This window comes from Methanobrevibacter sp. (assembly GCF_045114555.1).
Lineage (GTDB): Archaea > Methanobacteriota > Methanobacteria > Methanobacteriales > Methanobacteriaceae > Methanobrevibacter.
Window position 1 is genome coordinate 16703 of record NZ_JBGUKT010000019.1, and the last position, 20674, is coordinate 37376.

Sequence of the window (20674 nt, forward strand, 5' to 3'; positions counted from 1 at the left end):
TTGAAAACTTTACTTGAAAAATGAAATTATAGTTAAAAATTTTTAGAATTCTAATTAAAAAAACATTAGAATTGAAAAAATTTTTAGGAAAAGATATATTTAACATAATGAACAATAATAATATACAATTGTATTTTTTAAACTTACATTTAAAAAAATCAATAAAATTAAATAAAATCAAATTTATAAAAATAATGTCTTCTAATAAAGGAGGTGAAGAAATGGATAATTCCAACATAATCATATCTGTAATTATTGTTTTATGTATTGCTGCAGGAGTAACTGCATATGGAATCAGTGAAGGCGATAATGCAGTTTTCAATGATTTAACTGGATTTTCTCCAGACAGTTCAAGCTCTGGCAGTAATGGATTAAACGATATATTCGGCAATGATGCAAATGGTGGGGCTGGTACAAGTGGTTCTTCAGGTTCCGGCTCTGGAAACAATGGTGCTGGTGGCGGAACTAGCTCCGGAGGAAGCGGATCAGGCTCTGGCTCCGGAAGTGGTTCAGGCTCTGGCTCCGGAAGTGGATCCGGTGGAGGATCAGGCTCTTCTAAAATAACTCCTGACAAAGCCAAATCAATTGCTTCCGGTTTTATCGGTGAAGCAGGAGCATATGTCAGCAATGTTAAAGATGACGGAACTATGTACATCTGCTATATCTCAAATTCTACTGGAGATGTAGTTGATGCAATTGGAATTAGTTACTCTGGAGAAAACTTAGGAAAAGTATAACTATTTATTTTAGGAATAACTCTTTTTATTCCTAACTTTTTAATTTTAATTTCCTTTTTTTAAAAACTTTTTTTCAAACTATAAAAAATCTATTTTTGAAAGCTTAAACATCCATGAAAAAGAATAAATTTATAATATAGCGTTACTAAAATATACTATATTATCAATTTAAAAAAATTGATGGTTAATTGATAAAGATATTATATTCATATAAATTTATAGAAAATATTGCAAATCTTTTTGAAATATTCTAAAAGAGGTGGAAATATGGACAATTCAAGTATTATTATTTCTATTGTTATAGTATTGTGTATCGCTGCAGGAGTAACTGCATATGGATTGACAAATGATAGCAATACTGTATTCAATGACCTTTCAGGTTTTACTCCTGATGAACAAGGCAACACCGGAATAGGAAATAATTCTACTGGTCTTGAAGGAGCAAATTCCGGAACCGGCACTGGAACAAGTTCAGGTAGTGGAACTGGCAGTTCTAGTTCAAGCAGTAGTTCAAGTTCTTCAGAAAAACATAATGTTAGCCCGGAAAAAGCTAAAAAAATAGCTGAAGGTGCTGGATGGGAAGGTTCCTGGTGTTACAGTGTAAAATATAATTCCCATGGATATTACACTTGTCTTTTAAAGGACGCTAAAGGCCGTACTGGTTATGTTCTTGTTGGATCAGGTACCGGAACAATCTTGGAAGGTGCTTGGAGTGATGAAGTTGTACCAGATGAAGACAATAAAACTTCTGATTCTGACAACAAATCAAGCAGTTCACAATAATTCAAAAAATTAAATTATTTTTAATTTAATTTTTATTTCTTATTAAAATTTTTATTTTTTATTAAAACATGTTTAGTCATTATAATTAGTATTTAAAAAATTAATTTAATGACTTTGATATGAAAAAGATATTATTACCCATAGTTTTATATACCATAATAAACATAATATTAAATGTTGTATATAGGGCCCGTAGCCTAGCTGGACAGGGCGTCGGACTTCTAATCCGAAGGTCCCGGGTTCAAATCCCGGCGGGTCCGCTCTATTACTATTTTTTACTATTTTTTAATTATTACAAAAGAAAACTACTTAAGATATCTAAATAGAATAAATAATTTATCATAGGCTTGTAGCCCAGTTTGGATAAGGCGTTAGACTCCTAATCTAAAGACCGCGGGTTCAAATCCCGCCAAGCCTGTTTTTTAAAGTGACGTTAAAAATAATCTAAAGTGACTACTTTCTCTTTTTTCTCTTGTTTCTTAAAATCATCCTTAAAGGATATTTCACCATATTTGCCTCCGCCACCTGGAACCACATTCAGTGTCTTATTCCTAAATCCTTCGATTCCAAGAGCGACCTTATCATCTATTTTTGAAATATCATCCAGAGGAACATTTATCAAAACATCGATTTCAGGACCATAGGCATCAATCAGTTTCTGCCAAACCCCTTGAACGGTTTTTGTTGTAATTCCCTTATCATAAATCATGCTGATTATTTCAGCAAGAGGCATTAAATGGACATATGGTGGCCTATGGCTTGGATGATGAGGATCTTTGTAATCAGCTATTTCACTTATTCTAAAATCCACTCCTTTCTTGACCCTGCCACCACAGGAACATCTCATTCCATTGGCTTTTGCAAGTTCAGGGTCTATGATTTTATAGCATTTTGTGCATGCAGTCATGTGATACTTCCCCAAATTAGGAAGAAGGCCATAATTTGCCTTGACAGACTTGTGCTTCAGTGCCTTTTGAAGTGATGTATATGAAATGTCTTCCATCTCTATTTGATTGAATTCCCGACCTAATCTATGAGGCCATGGCGAATGGGCATCAGAATTGGTTAAGAATACAAAATCAGCGAGTTCCTTTACAGTATCCGCCATGTCTGTATCTGCAGATAAACCTAATTCAACGAAATCAGGCGCCTTTTCATAACAATCATAAATGCTGTCATAAGTCTTGTACATGCCAGTCCAAGGAGTGAATGAATGAGCGGGGCCTATCATGCAATCATACTCTTTTACAAGCTCAAGGAGTTCTGCACCGCTTAAAGGACTTCTTGGCCTTCCATCAATATACTTGTTTGGAGAGACCAATTTTTCTGAAAGCTCACGGGCAACTTCGATATTAGGCAAAATAATTACATGATGAATCTTGTGCTGAGCTTCAACTTCAGTTGTCAAGATGAAATCACAGTCTTTATGAGAGTATATTCCATCCCCCTTATATTCAGTGCTTTCAGCTATAATTTCAAGCCATTTAGGATGAAAAGCATCTCCTGTTCCAACTAAGTTCAATCCCTTTTCACGGGATTTTGGAGCTATATTGTTAATCACCATATCCTTTGAGGTAGCTGCTGAGAAGCAACTGTGAGTATGTAAATCTGCATTAACCAACATATAATAATCATTATAGTTTTTTAGTATAAATAATTTTAAAAAATAACAATAGGTAAATAGAATTAAACTATAAAAATATTAATTAAGTGAAAATCAAAAAAGTGATTCCATGACTAAAAGACGTTGCCCTTGGGCTGAAGGTGTAGAGGAAATCTATGTAAACTATCATGATGAGGAATGGGGAGTTCCAACATACGATGATCGGGAACTCTTTGAAATGCTTGTGCTCGAATCATTTCAGGCAGGACTTGCATGGATTACAATACTAAAGAAAAAAGAGAATTTCAGAGATTCCTTTGATAACTTTGATGTTGAAAAAGTAGCGGCTTATGATGAAAAAAAGATAGAAGAGCTGAGAAACAATGCAGGAATAATCAGACATAAGGGAAAGATAAATGCTGCTATAAACAATGCAAGGGTCTTTATGGAAATACAAAAGGAATATGGCTCATTCTCAAACTACATCTGGCACTTTACAGACAATCAAATATTGATTGATACAGAAGAGAACTATCTCACTAACTCCCCCCTTTCAGACAAAATAGCTAAGGACTTGAAGAAAAGGGGAATGAAATTTGTTGGAACCACAATAATCTACTCCTACTTAGAGTCAATTGGAGTGATCAATAATCATATTCATGAATGCTTTAGATACGAGGAATTGAAATGAAAGCACGAGATTTACTTGCAGAAATAAAGGAAAACATAAAGGGTTATGACATTGCCCCCTTTGAGAAAAGAGTAAGAGATGAAAAAACTGATCAAACATCAAGACTACGTGCCAATTTCCATATTCAAAACTATAAAGAGATTATGGCATTGAATATTGATGATGACAGCAATATAGAAATCGATGATAAATTGGTAAATGACATTAAAGATGAATTGGGCAGATTCTTTGAAGGCTGTTCACCTGAAAGTGAAGGTATATTTAAAAAATTCATAACCTATACATGCATTTACTTAAGCTTGATAGCAAAAAGACCATTGCATCCAATTGGAATAGATATGCACAATGGAAAAACTGTATTTGCTAAAGAAAAAGATGGTGAAACAGCATACTATTGCGACATTAAGGAAGAGCAATCAAAGATTGCTAAAGATTATTACACTTGCCAATACTGTGTTTGCAAGCCAAGCTAATAAAATAAAAAAATTAGGAATGTAATTACAACTGAATTACATTCTGTTGGACTTCATCATTGTCCTTTCCTTCATAAAGGATTTCAGCTAATTTTAACAATTTCTCTTGTCCTTTAACCTCATCCTTGAATAAAGGAACTTCTGCAACGACTTGATCCTTGAACTTTTGGTCTATGAGTGCGAGACGTTTTTGCTGCAACATGTATCTTGAATGACAGAAGTCACAATCTGAAATGTCTGGCATGACCTGATTTACAATGATGCTGTCAGTTGTAATGTCATACTTATTCAATGCTTCAATAGCTCTTTCTGATTCATAAATGGACATTTCCTCTGGAATGACAACCATCTTAAATGTGGTTCTTTCAGGGTCAGAGAGAACTGCTTTAGCTTCATCAATTTGCTTTTTGGTCTCTTCCAATTCCTTGCTGGATTGCATGTCATCTGCTGCATCCATAAATGGAATGATATTCTTCAATGCATTTGCTGCAGTGCCTAATTTTGCTTTTGCTTTCATAAGTTTTCCTACCCAAGAGTCCATGATTTCTGGGAATGAAAGCAATCTTAAAGTGTGGCCTGTTGGTGCAGTGTCAAATACCACAACATCATACTCATTGGAAGTCATCACAGATAAGAAGACTTCAAATGCAGCTGCCTCATCAGCACCAGGAGAAGCTGAAGCCAAATCCATTTGCTCACCTAAAAAGTCAAGACCCATCAATTGGTCAGGACTTGCTACAGACTTTTGGCTTTCCAATGCTCTTTGCTTTTCTTCCATTGCCTTATCTGGGTCAATTTCAACTGCATAGAGGTTCTCATTGATTTGAACAGGATAATGTCCAATGGTTACCTCAAGTGAATCAGATAATGAATGAGCAGGATCGGTTGATACGATTAATGTTTTCTTTCCTTGATTTGCTAACCACAATGCAGTAGCTGAAGAGATGGAAGTTTTACCAACCCCTCCTTTTCCCCCTACAAATATGAAAGTGGTTTGTCCTTTTTTAAATTTAAATAAATCTTTAAATGCCATATAATCCCTCCTAAGGATTTTATTATATGATAATTCTTATTCTATTTTTTAATCTAAAATCTTTAAAAAAAGTTTTAGTAACAATAAGTTATTTTATTCTTCTTACATATAAAGTTTATCTTTTTTCAATGCAAATTCCATTAAAATAAAATATAATAAAAAAACAAAAAACTAATTTTTTAATTGATTTTATAATAATTAATGAAAATTTTATATTTAATAAAAATAATAAATATAAATTAATATGATTTATTAATTATTTAATTAATTTCTTAATGCTTATTAATTTTCATATAATTTTTAAATTGTAATATTATAATTATCGAATTATCAAAATTAAAAATGGTGATTTAGTGACTAATAACGAAATTGAAAAGAAATGGCAAAAAATCTGGAGAGAGAACAAGCTATTTCAATCAGACCCTAATGAAAAAGAAAAATTATTCATAACAGTAGCTTATCCATACCCAAGTGGAGCTATGCATATCGGTCACGGTAGAACCTATACCGTACCTGATGTATTTGCAAGATTCAAAAGGATGGAAGGCTACAATGTATTATTCCCTATGGCATGGCACGTAACCGGTGCACCGGTTATAGGAATTGCAGACAGAATCAAAAGGAAAGACCCATGGACCCTTGACTTATATGAAAGAGTTCACAAGGTCCCTCATGACACCCTTCCAAAATTGGAAGACCCAATAAACATTGTAAAATACTTCAGTAATGAGTACCACACTGTAATGGATGATATGGGTTATTCAATCGATTGGAGAAGGGAATTCAGAACTATCGATCCAACTTATCAGAAATTCATTACATGGCAAGCTAAAAAGCTTAAGTCCTTAGGTTTAATCAAGCAAGGTGAGCACCCTGTAAAATACTGTCCTCACGATGAGAACCCTGTAGGAGACCACGACTTGCTTGAGGGTGAAGGCGTAGGCGTAAACGAATTGACATTGATCAAATTTGAAGTTGAACCTGGACAATACATCGTACCTGCAACATTCAGACCAGAAACCATCTTCGCTGCAACCAATGTATGGTTAAACCCAGAAGTTCACTACATTGAAGTTGAAGTGAAATCCGGAGTTAATGCAGGTGAAAAATGGATCATAAGCAATGAAGCTTTCCTAAACCTTTCAAACCAACATGACTTGGAAATTGTTGGAGACATTGACCCTAAACCATTAATCGGAAAATATGTTAAAAATCCTCTTAATGGAGAGCCATTACCAATCTTCCCTGCAAGCTTTGTTGACCCTGAATACGGTTCAGGAACAGTATTCTCTGTACCTGCTCACGCACCTGCAGACTATATCGCACTTAGAGACTTGAAAGAAAATGAAGACTTGATCAAAGAGTTTGATATAGCTGATGAAGTTGCTAAAGCAAATCCTATCAATGTTGTAACTGTAAAAGGATATGGTGAATTCCCAGCTGTTGAAGTGGTTGAAAGAATGGGAATCGAAAACCAAAACGATCCTAAAGTGCAAGATGCAACTGATGAATTGTACAAGGCAGAACACAGCAAAGGATACATCAGCGACCACATTGAAAAGTACGCAGGAAAAAGAGTCGCATATATCAGAGATGAAATAAAAGCTGACATGATTGAAGAAGGCAGTGCAGACATCATGTACGACTTTGCTGAAAGACCTGTAATCTGCAGATGTGGTAACAAATGTGTTGTCAAGATTATGGACGACCAATGGTTCATCAGATATGGTGATGAGGAATGGACTGAAAAGACCCAAAAGTTACTTGCTCAAGAAACAATCATTCCTGGAGAAATCCGCTCCAACTTTGAATACTACCTTAACTGGCTAGACGATTGGGCATGTTCCAGAAGAGTAGGTCTTGGAACCAGAGTTCCATGGGACGACCAATGGTTAATCGAGCCTTTATCTGACTCAACAATGTACATGTCCTACTATTCAATCGCTAAATACCTTAAGGATATGGACCCTGAAGACTTGAATGAAGCATTCTTTGAAAAGGTCTTCTTAGGAGTGGACAGCGATGAAATCACTGTTGCACCTGAAATCATCGATGAGATTCAAGCTGAATTCAATTACTGGTACCCATTGGATTGGAGATTATCTGCAAAGGACCTTGTTGGTAACCACTTAAGCTTCTTGATGTTTACACATGCAGCGATTTACCCTGAAGAGAAATGGCCAAAAGGAACTGTTGTATTCGGTATGGGACTTCTTGAAGGAAACAAGATGTCCTCTTCAAAAGGTAATGTAATTCTCCTTGCAGACGCAATTGAGGAATACAGTGCAGATGTGGTAAGACTCTTCCTTATGGCATCAGCTGAACCATGGCAAGACTTCGATTGGAGAGAAAAAGAAGTTAGAGGAACCCAAAGAAGACTCGAATGGTTTAGAGAATTTGCACAAAAAGTTGAAGACATCAAAGGTGAAAAATTAGACCTTTCCAATATTGAAGAAGTGGCTCTTGAACGCAGCATTGACAAATGGATGATCAGCCAATTGAATGTACATATCAAAGCTGCAACAGAAGCACTTGAAGTTTTCCAAACCAGACAAGCATTGCAACATGCATTGTTCTTGCTTAAAAAAGACTTGGACCACTACATGTACAGAGTCAAAGACCTTGTTGACAAGCAAGACCCTGCTGTTATCTATGTATTGTCTACCGTATTAAGCAATTGGATTAGATTACTTGCTCCATTTACTCCACATACCTCTGAAGAGCTTTGGGAGAAATTCAGTGGAGAGGGATTCGTTTCCTTTGCTAAATGGCCTGAATATGATGATGAACTCATCAGCGAAGAGATTGAAAGATCCGAATCCCTTGTTCAAAACATTGTTAAAGATATCAATGAAATCAAAAACATTGTTGACACCGTTCCGGAAAAAATACACCTTTACTTAGCTCCGGATTGGAAATGGGAATTATACAAAATAGCTGATGAAGTTGGAAAACCTGACATCGGCCAAATAATGGGTAGAGCAATTGGTCAAAACATCTATGATAACAAAAAGGAAATAGCAAATGTCGCTAAAAAGATATCAAAAGAAATGACCAAAACAAGATACATCGGTAAGATTGATGAAGCTACCATCTTAAATGATGCAAAAGACTTCATTGAAGCTGAAGTGGAATCAGAAGTAATCATTCATACTGATGACAGCTATGACCCACAAAACAAGGCAAGAAATGCAATGCCTTATAAACCAGCTATTTTCATGGAATAACCAAGCTTTTGCTTCGCAAAACCTTGACCAAAACTTTTTCCATGTTTTGTAAGAACATGAAAATAGATAAAAAATAAACAAAAATAAGTAATTAATAGCTATTTTAAATAGCTATTCTTCTTTTCTTTTTTTAAAAAAAATAATAAATTATATACTCGCTATCACCCTTTTTTACTGTTTTACAACAATACAGAATCAATAGCTTCTTTACAGATTCTTAAAGATTCATCAAGCTCTTCTTTTGTAATTACCAAAGGCGGATTGAAGTACATTACGTTACCTAAAGGCCTAAGCATCAATCCTTGTTTCAATGCTTCTCTATAGATTTTATATCCGATTCTTTCTGATGAATCAAATCCTTTTTTAGACTCCTTATCCTCAACAAGTTCAATTGCATTGATGAGTCCCATCTGTCTGATTTCACCTACATTTGGATGGCTATCGAATATTTCATGGAAGCGACCGTTAAGCCAAATCGCCTTTTCATTTGCCTCTTCAAGAATATTGTCTCTTTCCATAATCTTCAATGTTGCATTTGCAACACTTGCAGCAAGAGGGTTTCCAGCATAAGTGTGGCTATGCATAAATGCAACATTATCCTCGTAATCTCCATAAAATCCATTATAGATCTCATCTGTACTTACACAAACTGCCATTGCCATATACCCATTTGTAAGCCCTTTGGATATGCACATTATATCCGGACTTATTCCTGCATGGTCCACTGCAAACATCTTACCGGTTCTTCCAAAGCCAGTAGCTATCTCATCTGCAATCAAGAGAACATCATACAAGTCACAAAGCTCCCTAAGTTTCTTGAGATATAATGGAGGATAGATCTTCATTCCTGCGCTGCCTTGAATCAATGGCTCAATAATCATTGCGCAGGTTTCATGACCATATTCTGCAAAAGCCTTCTCTGCATGTTCAAAGCATTCACAGTCACAGTTATCCCTATTCTTATTGTATGGACATCTGTAACAATCCGGTGCCTGCACCTTGATTGTATCAATCATTATAGGTTCAAATACCTTAGAATATTCATCCAACGCACCTACAGACAATGCACCTAAAGTTTCACCGTGATAAGCATCAGTGAAGCACATGAAGCGTTTCTTATGATCCTTTCCATTTTGTGCACAATATTGGAAAGCCATTTTGAGTGCACATTCAATGGATGCTGAACCGTTGTCAACAAAACTGAACTTGTTAAGTCCCTCTGGCATTACCTTGATTAAACGCTCTGACAATTCTATAATTGTTTTGTGTGAAAAGTTAGCAAAAAGAACATGATCCAATTGGTCCACTTGACTTTTAAGAGCATCACTAACCTCATCATTGCAGTGCCCAAGCAAATTGCACCACCAAGAGCTGATAATGTCTAAATACTCCTTGCCATCTACATCGTATAGCTTAACACCTTTTCCATGGTCAATTATTATTGGTGGAAAATCTTCATAGTCTTTCATCTGAGAAGCAGGATGCCAAATATGAGCTAAATCCTTTTTTGCACATTTTTCACTTTCATTCATATTAAAACCTGTATTTTATAATAATTTTTCTAAAAATAGTTTTTTAAAATTTTAATTCTAAAACTCTAATATAAGATTAGACTTTATATTAAATAAATTTTTAATTTTTTTAAATGAATAAAAAATATACAGTATACAAAATAATTTTATCATAAAAAAATTATAAAAATGAAATTTTTTAAAAAAATTAATGAGAATTATCATCAATGAAACAAGTATAACTTTAATTGATATGAAATATAAAATAAAAAAAGAAATTTAGATAAACCATAAAATAATTATAGCTATCTTCAATATAATTAAAAGCATTATTTAAAATATGAAATCAATTCTTTAGTATCTATCATTGGTTGTAGATTTGTATCATTTTGATAAACTTTTGCTATAACTGGAACATTGCAAAGATCCTCAACCATCTTGATATTGTCATTTTCCATAAGTTCATCCTTGTAATTATTCATGATGATTCCGCATACATGAATATTTCTGTTTTTCAAGTATTCAACTGTGGTGACAATTGAGTTTATGGTTCCAAGTCCAGCATCTGCAATGAGTATGGCATCAAGATCTAAAAATTTGATTATGTCCTCAAGCATGATATTATTTTCATCATCTTTTCCTTCGTAACGTATAGGGCAAACTATTCCCCCACTTCCTTCCATCACTATGTAGTCATATTTTTGGGATACCTTTTCATAAGCATCTTTCACTACATCTAAATTTACTGGATTTCCTTCAATCTGACTTGCAAGATGTGGTGAAACTGCAGTTTCATAAATGTATGGAACTAGGAAATCTGTATCTTCCTCTAAACTGGCCATTGTCAATACCTCTACAGCATCTCCAGGAATTAAAGAACCATTTTTGTCTCTTATAGCCCCACTTAAAGCTGCCTTAAAGTAAGCGGCATCATATCCATTGTCACGAATATACTTTAGCAATAATCCAGTGACATATGTTTTTCCAATATCTGTTCCAGTTCCAATTACAAACAGTCCTTTAGACAAAGTATCACAATCCATCTATTGAGTAGGTTATTTCAAAACCCAATTCTTCTAAAAGTTTCAAGTCATTATCCAATTCCACACCTTTAGTGGTTAGCATATTTCCTAAAATTCCAGCATTTGCACCTGACTCAAATGCCTTTCTACCATTGTCTCCTAAAAGCGCTCTTCCACCTGCCATACGAATATAGGCATCAGGATTGATGAATCTGAATATTGCAATTATCCTACATGTCTCATCATTGGACAATATCTCATTGTTCTCTACAGGAGTTCCCTTGATTGGATTCAAGACATTTATTGGAATTGATTTGACTCCAAACTCTCTCAATTGAAGCGCCAAGTCAATCCTATCCTCAAAGCTTTCACCCATTCCAAAAATTCCTCCACTGCAGATCATGACATTTTCATCGTGAATCATTTCTATAGTGTCGAGCTTTTCATCATAGGAATGAGTGGTGCATATTTCCTTGAAGTAATTCCTTGAACTTTCCAGATTGTTATGGATTCTATCTACACCTGCTTCATTTAATGTTGATATCTGGTCTTTTGTTAAAAGTCCTAATGAAACGCAAATCTTGATATCACTGTTTTCCTCTTTCAACTCTTCAATGAGATCAGACATTATTTCAAAATCCTTTTGAGTCACTTTTCTGCCTGAAGCGACATAGGATATTCTCTTGAAACCGGAATTGTAGATAGCCAATGACCTTTCCTTCAGTTCCTCCTTGGATAAAAGAGGATAAATTTCTATATCAGTATCATAATGATTGGATTGGGCACAAAACTTGCAGTTTTCACTGCATCTGCCGCTTTTTACATTGATTAACATACAAACATCGAATTTATTTCCACAAAATGACTTTCTTATTTCATTTGCTGCATATGTCAAATCATCTAAAGGAACATCAATGAGATTCATTGCATCTTCCTTAGTGACTTTGTAACAATCCAACACCTTGTTCTTTAATTCATTTACATCAAACATGATACCACATAAACATTACAATTGTTATAAAAATAAACTGTTATAACTGATAAGAATATAAATCTAAAAATTAAAAATTTTAGATAAAAAGTTTGGCTAAAGCTTTCTAGCAAAAACCAAATATCCGCTATGACCAACCATTCTTGTTTTTGGTCTTGTACCTTGAGGCCTTATTTCCATTTCTCTTTCAAGGGTTTCAAGGATTGTAAGATCTCTAAATCCTAATTTCTTTGCGATTCTATAAGCTGTTTCAGCTTGATCTATATATGGGGCATAAACTGCTAACCATCCTCCAAGCCTCAATGCCTTTTTAACATCTTCAAAAATCTCAAATGGCTTTGGAAGGTCTAGGAAAACCAAATCAATTTCCTCTTCATCGATTCCGTCCTTGATGTTTTGGTTTTTAACTTCAATATTCTTTATTCCAAAATCATCAATGTTCTTTTTAGCGACCTCTGCAAAGTCCTCTCTAATTTCATATGTAAAGACCTTACCTTTTTCTCCAACAACATTTCCAAAGTTCAATGCAATAGCTCCTGCACCTGTACCTGCATCGATTACCCTATCACCTGAACCGAGACCAGTGCGTGCAAGAACAGTTCCAATATCCTTTTGGATAAGGATTGAACAGCGTCTGTCCATTAAGTCAATGAAATCATTAACAGTTGGCTTAATGACTTTAAACTCCTTATTTAAATGAGTGATTATTGTATCACCAATAGTAGCTCTTTCCATTTGCTCTTTTTTAATAATACCTAAATCAGTTTGGAACTCTCTGTCTTCCTTGATCAAGTATTTTTTTCCTCTTTCATCCATTAAAATCTTCAAATAATCACCATCTAAATGAAATTTGTTAAAGTAATTGAAATAAAAATTATGTAAATAAAAATTATGTAAATAAAAATTATTTAAAACTAATACTTATTTTTAGTATTTATTATATATAATAATTTTTTAAAATAGGTTAAGAATAAAAAAAATATTAAAAATATACTAAATAAATTATTAAAAAAAATTAAAAATAAAAAAACAAGAAAACTTAATAATTATTTAAGTTTCCTTTGATTGTCATCTTTTTTGAAGTAGAGATATTTTCCTTCAACAACTTCCCTAATGTTTTTAGCTGTTTTCTTACCGATTCCTTCTACTTCCTGCAATTTTTTCTCATCAGCTTCCAAAACAGCTTTGACTGAACCGAAATGTTCCAATAATCTTTTAGCGTGAACAGGACCAATGTTTGGCAATGATTCAATAATGAACAATTGCTGTTCCCAAAGGTTTTGCGGTTTTCTTTCTGTTCTGATTTGAATGCTGCGTTTCTCACCTTTTTGCTCTCTGATTGCAATTCTCTTAAGCATTGCAGCAGTGTCTTCTGCAGTTCTAGTTGGAATGATGCTGATTCCATAATCAAGTGCAATTGATGTCATGGCACCTCTGATTGCATTTGGATTGATGAATCCTGAGTAAAAATCATCTCCTTCAAGAATCATGATTGGCTTTTTAAACTCTTCCATCATCATTCTTGCCTGTTTGAACAATCTCTTATCAACAATGGAATCTACAAAGTCCTTGGCAGTTTTTCTCTCTATTGCAACTTCTTCACTTACCTGATAATCTGCAACAGCCATTGTATTTACTTTAACCTTAACTCCAAGGGTATCCAATGCCCTTATGACTTTTGAGTTTCCTTCTCTTGTATCAACATAAACAACTAATTCCTGATTTTGAGGATTTTTGGCAAGCTCTTCATAAATGGCATCCTCTAAAGCCTGTTCCTCTTTAGATTCCTTTTCCTTGAGCTCCTCCAGCTTGCTTTCATTTTCATTTTCCAAATCAATTTCTTCGATATCCTCATCACTTACTTCCTCTTCCAATGAATCATCAATATCAGAAGTGACTGGTTCCTCTACAATTGATTTTTCCTTTTTGCCTAAAACCTTAGCGGTACGTTCAGCTTCAATCTTTTCAACAGCATTGAGCTTTAACTCTTCAATAGCTTCCTGTGTTGCAAGCTGTGTCTTCATTCTAGACTCCCTTCTAACGCTGGTCCAGTAATAACCTTCATCTATTGTTTTTTTGGTTATCAATACCTTCATTCTACCTGAGGATTTACGTCCGGTTCTTCCTCTTCTTTGTATCATACGGATTTCAGATGGAACCGGCTCATATAAAATAACCAAATCAACTGCAGGTATGTCTATACCCTCTTCCGCAACACTTGTTGAAATCAAAACATCATAATTTCCTGTCTTAAATGATTTGATGATGTTTTTCTGTTCTTTTTGAGTTAATCCTTTCTTACCGTCACTGGTTCCTTGACCATAGAACCTGACGCTTTTGATACCTTCTTTCTCACATCTTTCATGAATCATATCTAAAGTGTCTCTGAATTGTGTAAACACTATGATTTTAGGACTTTCCTCATTTTGACCATCATCCCTCAAGGATTTCAATCTGGTTTGGCCATCCAAACCTAATTCCAATTTAAGTAGCTCTATAAGCTTTTTCATTTTAGGATGCTCAAGTCCATATTCCTCTGCCTCTTTTGCAAGATAAACTGCTTTTGAAAAGTTTGGATCAAGTAGGATATTCTTTGCAGCTCTTGTAGTTTTCTTTCTGAGTCTTCCTACATAATCATTGAATGGAGCCACTCCTTGACTTTCCAATAATCCTAATGCATGCTGCAAGTTGATTACGGCGGAAAGAATGGATATTGCCTGGAAACATTCCTTAGGTGGATTTACAGATTGGCCTATTCTCCTTTGAACTTTAGACCTTGCCTTCAAGATGTCCCTTTTATTTACAGACACTGTGTTGATGATTCCTAAATCCTTCAGTCCTTTCAGACGAACCTTCAATGCCTTGTTTACCAAATCCCTAATCTTTTCAAGACGAGGTCCCATTTCCACCTTAATCCAGTCAATATTGATTGGATTGAAATATGGCTTTACATCTGGATCTTCTTCAGTCTTGATAGTGATATCCTGAATGAAAAGGTTTTCACAAACTTCCTTAATCTTGTTCTTGTCATGCCCTGGAGAAGCGGTAAGCCCTAAAATGAGATGGTTTTGACATTCCTTGACATATCTGGAAGCGAGGTAAACATAGGAGTAGGAACCTACTGCATGGTGACATTCATCAAAAACAACTAGGGAAACATCATCTAAACTGTATCTTTCATTCAATAAGTCTGATTCAACGGTTTGTGGTGTTGCACAAATAACTTGGGATTCCTTCCATCGCTTTTCCCTTTCATCTGTCTTTACAGCACCAGTGATTGAGGTGCAAGGAACATTTAAAAAGTGCTTGAAGTTTTCCTCGTGCTGTATGGTTAATGGTTTACTTGGAGCTAAAATAAGAATTTTTGATCCTTTGAATTTCTGAAGCCTATCTGCAGCTACGAGTATTGCAATGATTGTCTTACCTAAAGCTGTTGGAGCTACAATCATTGTATTTCCATTCTTAAGTACATCTGCTGCTAAAACCTGTTGATAAATCCTGGCTTCTGCTGAATTCGGCCTAATTAAAGGATGTTCAATATAAGTAACCATGAAATAATATATGTATTTAGATATTATTTAAATATTTATAGAGAGCAGTTGAAAATTAATCAACTGAATATAATCTTGATTTGAAATAAAAATTAAATAAATAAAATAAAAATTAAATAAAGATAGAATAAAAATAAATAAAATATAAAGATAAAATAAAGTAAAGTAAAAAAAGAATGGATTAAAAGCATTTAATCCTTATCGCATAATTCACTGATAGCTGAATTGAATTTGAATGCAGCTTCACCAATAGCTATAACAATGTTTGCATCTGTTTTTAATGCAACCTTGACACCTTCAACCACTTGCTCTTGGTTAGCTCCTAAAGTAAAATTAGAAGCTTGCTCTGGAGCCTCTTCAGTGAAAACAAAGGTTTTTTCTAAAGTTTCATAATCAAAATCAGCATTTCCTTCCTTTGCAGATGCCAATAATTCATCTACAACAAGTCTTGAATCATGAGAAGCTGGAACAATATATTTGACATTATCCAAGGCCTTTTCTAAAATTTCAATGTCTCCCTCATGACCTGATTCAGAAGTAACTGTAATTACAACAGTTGTATCACCATATATTTTAGTGATTTCCTTTAATACAGTTTCAACACCTGCTGGATTATGAGCATAATCAACCATAATGGTTTTATCTCCAACTTTACCCATAATTTCCATTCTTCCAGCTGTACCCTTAAAGCTTAAAAGTCCTATTTGGATCTCTTCATCAGAAAGTTTTAGGAATCTTCTGGCTGCGATAATGGCTCCAACTGCATTGTAAACATTGTGCAATCCATCAAGGGAAATGGTGAAATCAGTTTCTCCTTCAGGAGATTCAAGAGTGAATGTCCTATCCTTTAGAGAAATGTTTTTAGCCAAATACATTGGCTTTTCATACTTTATGCCACATTCACATTCAAAGGTTCCACAACCTGAGATAAGCTCATTAATTTGAATTTCTCTACCACACCAGCATGGCTTGGTTGATACTCTGCATGGCTCATCTTCAAGTCCAAAACTAATTGCATCACCTTTAAAGTCAATTTCCTTGAATAATCCTACAATTGTTGGATCATCACTATTGTAAATTAAGGTACCATCATTCTCTTCAATACCTTTTACAAGCTCTCCTTTGACTTTAGCATACTCTAAAAAGCTTCTTGTGATAAAGTCAGTCTCATCATTTTCATGAGGATCCTGCAAGTGGTCAACTGTAATGTTTGTCAAGATTCCAAAATTGGCATGGGTCAAGTCAATGATAGACTTCAATCCTCCAGGTGTACCGTCTGTACCTGTCTCTAAAATAGCCAAATCACCATTCAATCTGGTTTGGAGTGATGGAATGAATTCATTGTTACCTTGCATGCCTTTCAGATTATGCTCACAAGGATTGATACCTGCAGAATATGCAATATGCTTTAAAAGAGTTGTTGTAGTGGTTTTACCATTGGTTCCACCGATGCACATAACAGGCTTTTCTGGTGTGAATAGCTTAAAAATGTCTCCAAGCTCAATGATTTTAATGCCTTGATTAGAAGCCATCTCTAAAACCTTAGCATTCTTAGGCATGCTTGGAGGGGGAACGATGAAATCGATTTTTTTAAAGAATTCTTCAGGATGGCCTCCAAAGAATATTTCAATGTCATAGCCTTCAAATGAAGAGTGGAATCTGCAATCCTCTTTAGAGGAGATATCTGTTCCAACAACAGAATAGCCTCTATCCATAAGGATTCTTGCAACCAAGTTTCCTACAACTCCACAAACACCAATTACACCAAAGGTTTTATTTTCTAAATCTAATGAAGCCAATTCCCCATCAGACATAGAAGAGAGCTCTAAACTATTCAATTTAACACCTTCATGAAAAGATAAAAATTAATTAAAAAAAGAAAAATATCATTACTCCATAATAGAGGAAAAATTTTTGGTTAAGGTTTTGCGTTGCCGGAGGCAACGGAAAAGCTTAGTCATATTTTTTACAGCCTTCTTCCAAACCAGTTACTATTTTTTCCATGATTCCTTCAGGATCCTGCATGAGTTGAGGACCTAAGTGAAGGATAGTGTCTCCAGGTTTAGAATATTTAATGGCTAGTTCTGCACCTTCTTCCATAGTTCCTGCAATTACCTTAACTGCGTCAGAGTCTACAGCAGCATCAAGCAATTCCTGAGCAGGTTCCAAGTCAACTCTTTGGTAAACCTCATTGAATCCAGTAGCTACCATTACATTAGCATACTTACCCATAAGCTTACCGGTTTCCTTCTTATCCCTATAAGTTGAAGTATCAAAGTTATCAAGCAATAGAACAAGACTTCTATCACCTAAGAAGTCAAGTGCAGCTGTAATACCTTCTATTAAGTAGGAAGCATCAATGTAAACTTCCCTACCATTGTAGTCTCCAATGTATTCCATATGAACTGAAAGTCCTTTGAAGTTTGCAAGACCTTCCTTGATGATTTCTACAGGCAATCCATAAGCCATTGCAATAGCTGTTGCAGCAACTGCATTTTCATAGTAATAGCTCATCATATGGAAGTCAGAGGTAAAGTTGCCTTTTTTAAGTTCATTGGATTTGTTTCTGAATTTATAAGCGATATCAATAGCGCCTTTAGCGCTATCCCCAATAAAATTACATACTTGACCTTCACCAATAGCAACTTCCTCAAAGTTTGCTACCTTATCAAAGTATTCGGATTTTTTGGATGGATCATATCCAGGTAAATCTTTAACCATTGCGTAAAAGATTGCATCAGGTCTTGCTTCTTTTACAGTGTCTTTACAATGAATGCTTGTAATGAAGTTTTCACTATTTTTAGCAATGAACATTTTTCTTTGAGTGTAACGTTCCATTGAACCGCCAAACTCAGACAAATGCTCTTCATAAATATTAAGTAATGCACCAACCTTAAGCTGTAGTTCAGCCATTAACCCTGCAGTTCCATGAGGAAGCTCCAAAACAGCAATGTCTGATTTTTCTGGAATTCCTTTAATGATTCCATCAACAATGACTTCACTAACAAGGTTTTGGGTCATGGAGGAACATATCCAAACTTGATATCCGGCAGTTCTGAAGATTTCAGTTACCATATGGGTGGTACTGGTTTTACCTACACTGCCTGTGATTCCAATAATGTCAATATCGATGAAGCTGTCTGCCAATCTACCGAAATCATCATTGGAAAAGACATTGAGATTAGCTTCTTTTATGATTTTATAAGCTGGAGCATTTTCCGGTACAGTTGGAGATAAGTAAACTGTATCGATTCCATCAAGATTTGGTTCAAATACGCCTAAATCTAATTCAACTCCTTCGCTTTCCATAAGTCTTAAAGTCTTTTGAACATCCATGTGGAAGTCTTCAATTTTCTTTGGATCAGTTATCTTTACCGTGTGGCCAGCATAGTTTAATAATCTTGCAACAGGACGACCTGCATTTCCTGCTCCTACAACAATAACATTCATTAATTAACACTCCTTGAAGGTTTATGTAATTTTATTAGAATTTTAAATAATTTTTTTCAATTTACAAATCATTTTGTCAAAAATATAAGCTAGTGAATGATTCATAAATGATTCATAAATTTATATGATATTATTTATAATTTTTATATAACTTAAAGTTTATTAAAAAAAGATGGGAAAATAAATTCCTGTACACTAAAATTTATTAAAAAAATTAAGCAAAATAGGATAAAATTAATAAAAAATAGTTATGATTGAAATTAGTAATAAAAATAAAAATTAATTGAAAAATAAGAAAAAAAGAGAAGAAAAAATAGATTTATTCAAAATCTAATAGGTTTTCAATGTCATTGTAGATAACTTTCAATCCACACATTGAAGGGACATAATTAGCTGCCTTTGCAGAGTTTACTCCAATCACTTCATAGCCCATTTGCTCTATTGGAGCAACTACCATACAAGTATCACAGCAGATCTTACCTCCTGCATTCTCAATGGCATCAAGATAACCTAAACGTTTAGCAGCTTCCTTAATGTTTATTGAAGTGCAAACCCAAAGCTCATTTTTAATCTTTTTGCCTTTGACTATTTCTGCAACTTCCTTAACTTCCTCTAGGGAAGCATGTGGACAGCCTAAGCATACAAGGTCTGCATATCCTTCTGCACTGCTAAGTTTTTCTCTTGTTTCGATAATATCATCTTTAGTGATAGTTATTTTGTCTTCTACATTTCCAATGTCAGCAAACTTGTACTCTGGAGTGATGTCTTCAACATGGTATAAAGCCACTGCACCAGAAGATGCAAGCGCTGCACCAAGAGCTTTCAAATTACCGTTTTCTATCTTGTAAGGCTTGTTTTGCATTTTAAAGTAAGGAACTCCATCCTTAACCACTTGACCTACTGCATAACCTAAAGCGCCAAAATCGGCCCTTTCAAGTTCACATTCAACATCAACAAGCAAACTAGCGGTTCTGTTTTCATCCAAATGGAATCCATATAAAGGAGTCTTTCCTACAATAGCTGCAGTTAATGCTCCAGGACCTCCCTCACGATTTGTTCTTGCACCGATTACAGAGTTTACATAAGCAACTGCAGAGGATTCAGACCATGAAACATGGTCCCCGAATCTTGGAACGTTTCCAATCAAATACGGAGTGCATGTACAGGTAGTGCTTATACCAAGAGCTCCATAAGCATTGCATATATCCACTTGCTTTTTAGCAAACTCTGGAGGAAAACCGAAATCTTCCCAATTGTCAAGATCAGTTCCTGCAGGGTTAAGAGTTGCAGATATTGTTGCAATTCCACTTTTATCGCTTATTGTACCATTTTCATTATAAATGATTTCAGCAGTTCTAGCCAAGTCTTCAAGATATTCAAGACCTGCTTGGCCTATGGTCTTATAGGATACTCCAGACACTTGAGCAGACTTTATGTCTACGAATTTCTCTGCACCGTAAATGTCTCCTAATGCAATTAAGATATCCATACTCTTTCTAATGGTTTCTCCATATTCACCACTAGCCATCTTTTCTTCTTCTTTAGTTAAAAACATGAAATTCCCCTTTTCTATGAAATTTTGTGAAATTAATATGCAGTTTT

15 protein-coding genes and 2 tRNA genes are annotated in these 20674 nt (G+C 34.8%); 7 read left to right on the forward strand and 10 right to left on the reverse strand.

The features are described from left to right. Nucleotides 1-221 precede the first annotated feature (221 nt). The 4 genes from ACJMLB_RS04770 (at nt 222) to ACJMLB_RS04785 (ending at nt 1938) form a co-directional block, all read left to right on the forward strand. The gene (locus tag ACJMLB_RS04770) at nt 222-737 is read left to right on the forward strand and encodes an endoglucanase (protein ID WP_405324102.1); all 516 of its coding nucleotides are present in this window, start codon (nt 222-224) and stop codon (nt 735-737) included. 267 nt (nt 738-1004) lie between these two features. After that, nucleotides 1005-1520 (forward strand): hypothetical protein, encoded by a 516-nt coding sequence (locus tag ACJMLB_RS04775; RefSeq protein ID WP_405324104.1) that lies wholly within the window; start codon nt 1005-1007, stop codon nt 1518-1520. Between the two features lie 186 nt (nt 1521-1706). Continuing rightward, nucleotides 1707-1780, forward strand: a tRNA-Arg gene (locus ACJMLB_RS04780). A gap of 83 nt (nt 1781-1863) precedes the next feature. Then, nucleotides 1864-1938 (forward strand) — tRNA-Arg (locus tag ACJMLB_RS04785). Nucleotides 1939-1953: 15 nt separating this feature from the next. Here the strand turns inward: ACJMLB_RS04785 and ACJMLB_RS04790 are convergent. After that, complete coding sequence (locus tag ACJMLB_RS04790) at nt 1954-3144, reverse strand: TIGR00375 family protein (RefSeq protein WP_405324106.1); 1191 nt, start codon at nt 3142-3144, stop codon at nt 1954-1956. Between the two features lie 109 nt (nt 3145-3253). Here ACJMLB_RS04790 and ACJMLB_RS04795 point away from each other — a divergent pair, with 109 nt between their 5' ends. Both ACJMLB_RS04795 and ACJMLB_RS04800 read left to right on the forward strand, forming a co-directional pair. Continuing rightward, entirely contained in the window at nt 3254-3814 is a 561-nt protein-coding gene (locus ACJMLB_RS04795; protein WP_405324108.1) for a DNA-3-methyladenine glycosylase I, read from the forward strand. Then, a complete protein-coding gene (locus ACJMLB_RS04800; protein WP_405324110.1) occupies nt 3811-4287 on the forward strand; it encodes a DUF2115 family protein in 477 nt (158 codons plus the stop codon). Before ACJMLB_RS04795 ends, ACJMLB_RS04800 begins: the two co-directional genes overlap by 4 nt. Nucleotides 4288-4312: 25 nt before the next feature. On the opposite strand, the gene ACJMLB_RS04805 is transcribed toward ACJMLB_RS04800, so the two are convergent. Continuing rightward, nucleotides 4313-5320, reverse strand: a complete 1008-nt coding sequence (locus ACJMLB_RS04805) for an ArsA family ATPase (protein ID WP_405324112.1) — start codon at nt 5318-5320, stop codon at nt 4313-4315. Between the two features lie 353 nt (nt 5321-5673). Between ACJMLB_RS04805 and leuS the strand changes: the two genes are divergently transcribed. Beyond that, entirely contained in the window at nt 5674-8547 is a 2874-nt protein-coding gene (gene leuS, locus ACJMLB_RS04810) for a leucine--tRNA ligase (RefSeq protein ID WP_405324114.1), read from the forward strand. A 179-nt stretch (nt 8548-8726) separates the two neighbouring features. Here the strand turns inward: leuS and bioA are convergent, their stop codons facing one another. From bioA to ACJMLB_RS04850, 8 genes are all read right to left on the reverse strand, one after another. Continuing rightward, on the reverse strand, nt 8727-10079 hold the full coding sequence (gene bioA, locus ACJMLB_RS04815; protein WP_405324116.1) for an adenosylmethionine--8-amino-7-oxononanoate transaminase: 1353 nt from the start codon (nt 10077-10079) through the stop codon (nt 8727-8729). 308 nt (nt 10080-10387) lie between these two features. After that, nucleotides 10388-11101 carry a dethiobiotin synthase gene (bioD, locus tag ACJMLB_RS04820; RefSeq protein WP_405324118.1) on the reverse strand — a complete coding sequence of 238 codons (714 nt, stop codon included), beginning with the start codon at nt 11099-11101 and terminating at the stop codon, nt 10388-10390. Then, nucleotides 11091-12071, reverse strand: a complete 981-nt coding sequence (bioB, locus tag ACJMLB_RS04825; RefSeq protein ID WP_405324120.1) for a biotin synthase BioB — start codon at nt 12069-12071, stop codon at nt 11091-11093. Before bioB ends, bioD begins: the two co-directional genes overlap by 11 nt. Before the next feature lie 96 nt (nt 12072-12167). Next, complete coding sequence (locus ACJMLB_RS04830) at nt 12168-12899, reverse strand: tRNA (adenine-N1)-methyltransferase (protein ID WP_295608134.1); 732 nt, start codon at nt 12897-12899, stop codon at nt 12168-12170. A 218-nt stretch (nt 12900-13117) separates the two neighbouring features. Then, complete coding sequence (locus ACJMLB_RS04835; RefSeq protein ID WP_405324122.1) at nt 13118-15622, reverse strand: DEAD/DEAH box helicase; 2505 nt, start codon at nt 15620-15622, stop codon at nt 13118-13120. Nucleotides 15623-15813: 191 nt separating this feature from the next. Beyond that, the gene (locus ACJMLB_RS04840) at nt 15814-17460 is read right to left on the reverse strand and encodes a Mur ligase family protein (RefSeq protein WP_405324124.1); all 1647 of its coding nucleotides are present in this window, start codon (nt 17458-17460) and stop codon (nt 15814-15816) included. A 115-nt stretch (nt 17461-17575) separates the two neighbouring features. Next, on the reverse strand, nt 17576-19072 hold the full coding sequence (locus ACJMLB_RS04845; protein ID WP_405324126.1) for a Mur ligase family protein: 1497 nt from the start codon (nt 19070-19072) through the stop codon (nt 17576-17578). 319 nt (nt 19073-19391) lie between these two features. Then, nucleotides 19392-20627 (reverse strand): aconitase X, encoded by a 1236-nt coding sequence (locus ACJMLB_RS04850; protein WP_405324128.1) that lies wholly within the window; start codon nt 20625-20627, stop codon nt 19392-19394. Nucleotides 20628-20674 lie beyond the last annotated feature (47 nt).

Excerpts from the sequence above, each read along its gene's own strand:
- ACJMLB_RS04775 (WP_405324104.1), top strand. The coding sequence starts at position 1,005 with ATGGACAATTCAAGTATTATTATTTCTATTGTTATAGTATTGTGTATC.
- ACJMLB_RS04800 (WP_405324110.1), top strand. The coding sequence starts at position 3,811 with ATGAAAGCACGAGATTTACTTGCAGAAATAAAGGAAAACATAAAGGGT.
- ACJMLB_RS04835 (WP_405324122.1), bottom strand. The coding sequence starts at position 15,622 with ATGGTTACTTATATTGAACATCCTTTAATTAGGCCGAATTCAGCAGAA.
- ACJMLB_RS04850 (WP_405324128.1), bottom strand. The coding sequence starts at position 20,627 with ATGTTTTTAACTAAAGAAGAAGAAAAGATGGCTAGTGGTGAATATGGA.
- ACJMLB_RS04770 (WP_405324102.1), top strand. The coding sequence starts at position 222 with ATGGATAATTCCAACATAATCATATCTGTAATTATTGTTTTATGTATT.
- ACJMLB_RS04795 (WP_405324108.1), top strand. The coding sequence starts at position 3,254 with ATGACTAAAAGACGTTGCCCTTGGGCTGAAGGTGTAGAGGAAATCTAT.
- bioD (WP_405324118.1), bottom strand. The coding sequence starts at position 11,101 with ATGGATTGTGATACTTTGTCTAAAGGACTGTTTGTAATTGGAACTGGA.
- ACJMLB_RS04805 (WP_405324112.1), bottom strand. The coding sequence starts at position 5,320 with ATGGCATTTAAAGATTTATTTAAATTTAAAAAAGGACAAACCACTTTC.
- bioA (WP_405324116.1), bottom strand. The coding sequence starts at position 10,079 with ATGAATGAAAGTGAAAAATGTGCAAAAAAGGATTTAGCTCATATTTGG.
- ACJMLB_RS04790 (WP_405324106.1), bottom strand. The coding sequence starts at position 3,144 with ATGTTGGTTAATGCAGATTTACATACTCACAGTTGCTTCTCAGCAGCT.
- ACJMLB_RS04845 (WP_405324126.1), bottom strand. The coding sequence starts at position 19,072 with ATGAATGTTATTGTTGTAGGAGCAGGAAATGCAGGTCGTCCTGTTGCA.
- bioB (WP_405324120.1), bottom strand. The coding sequence starts at position 12,071 with ATGTTTGATGTAAATGAATTAAAGAACAAGGTGTTGGATTGTTACAAA.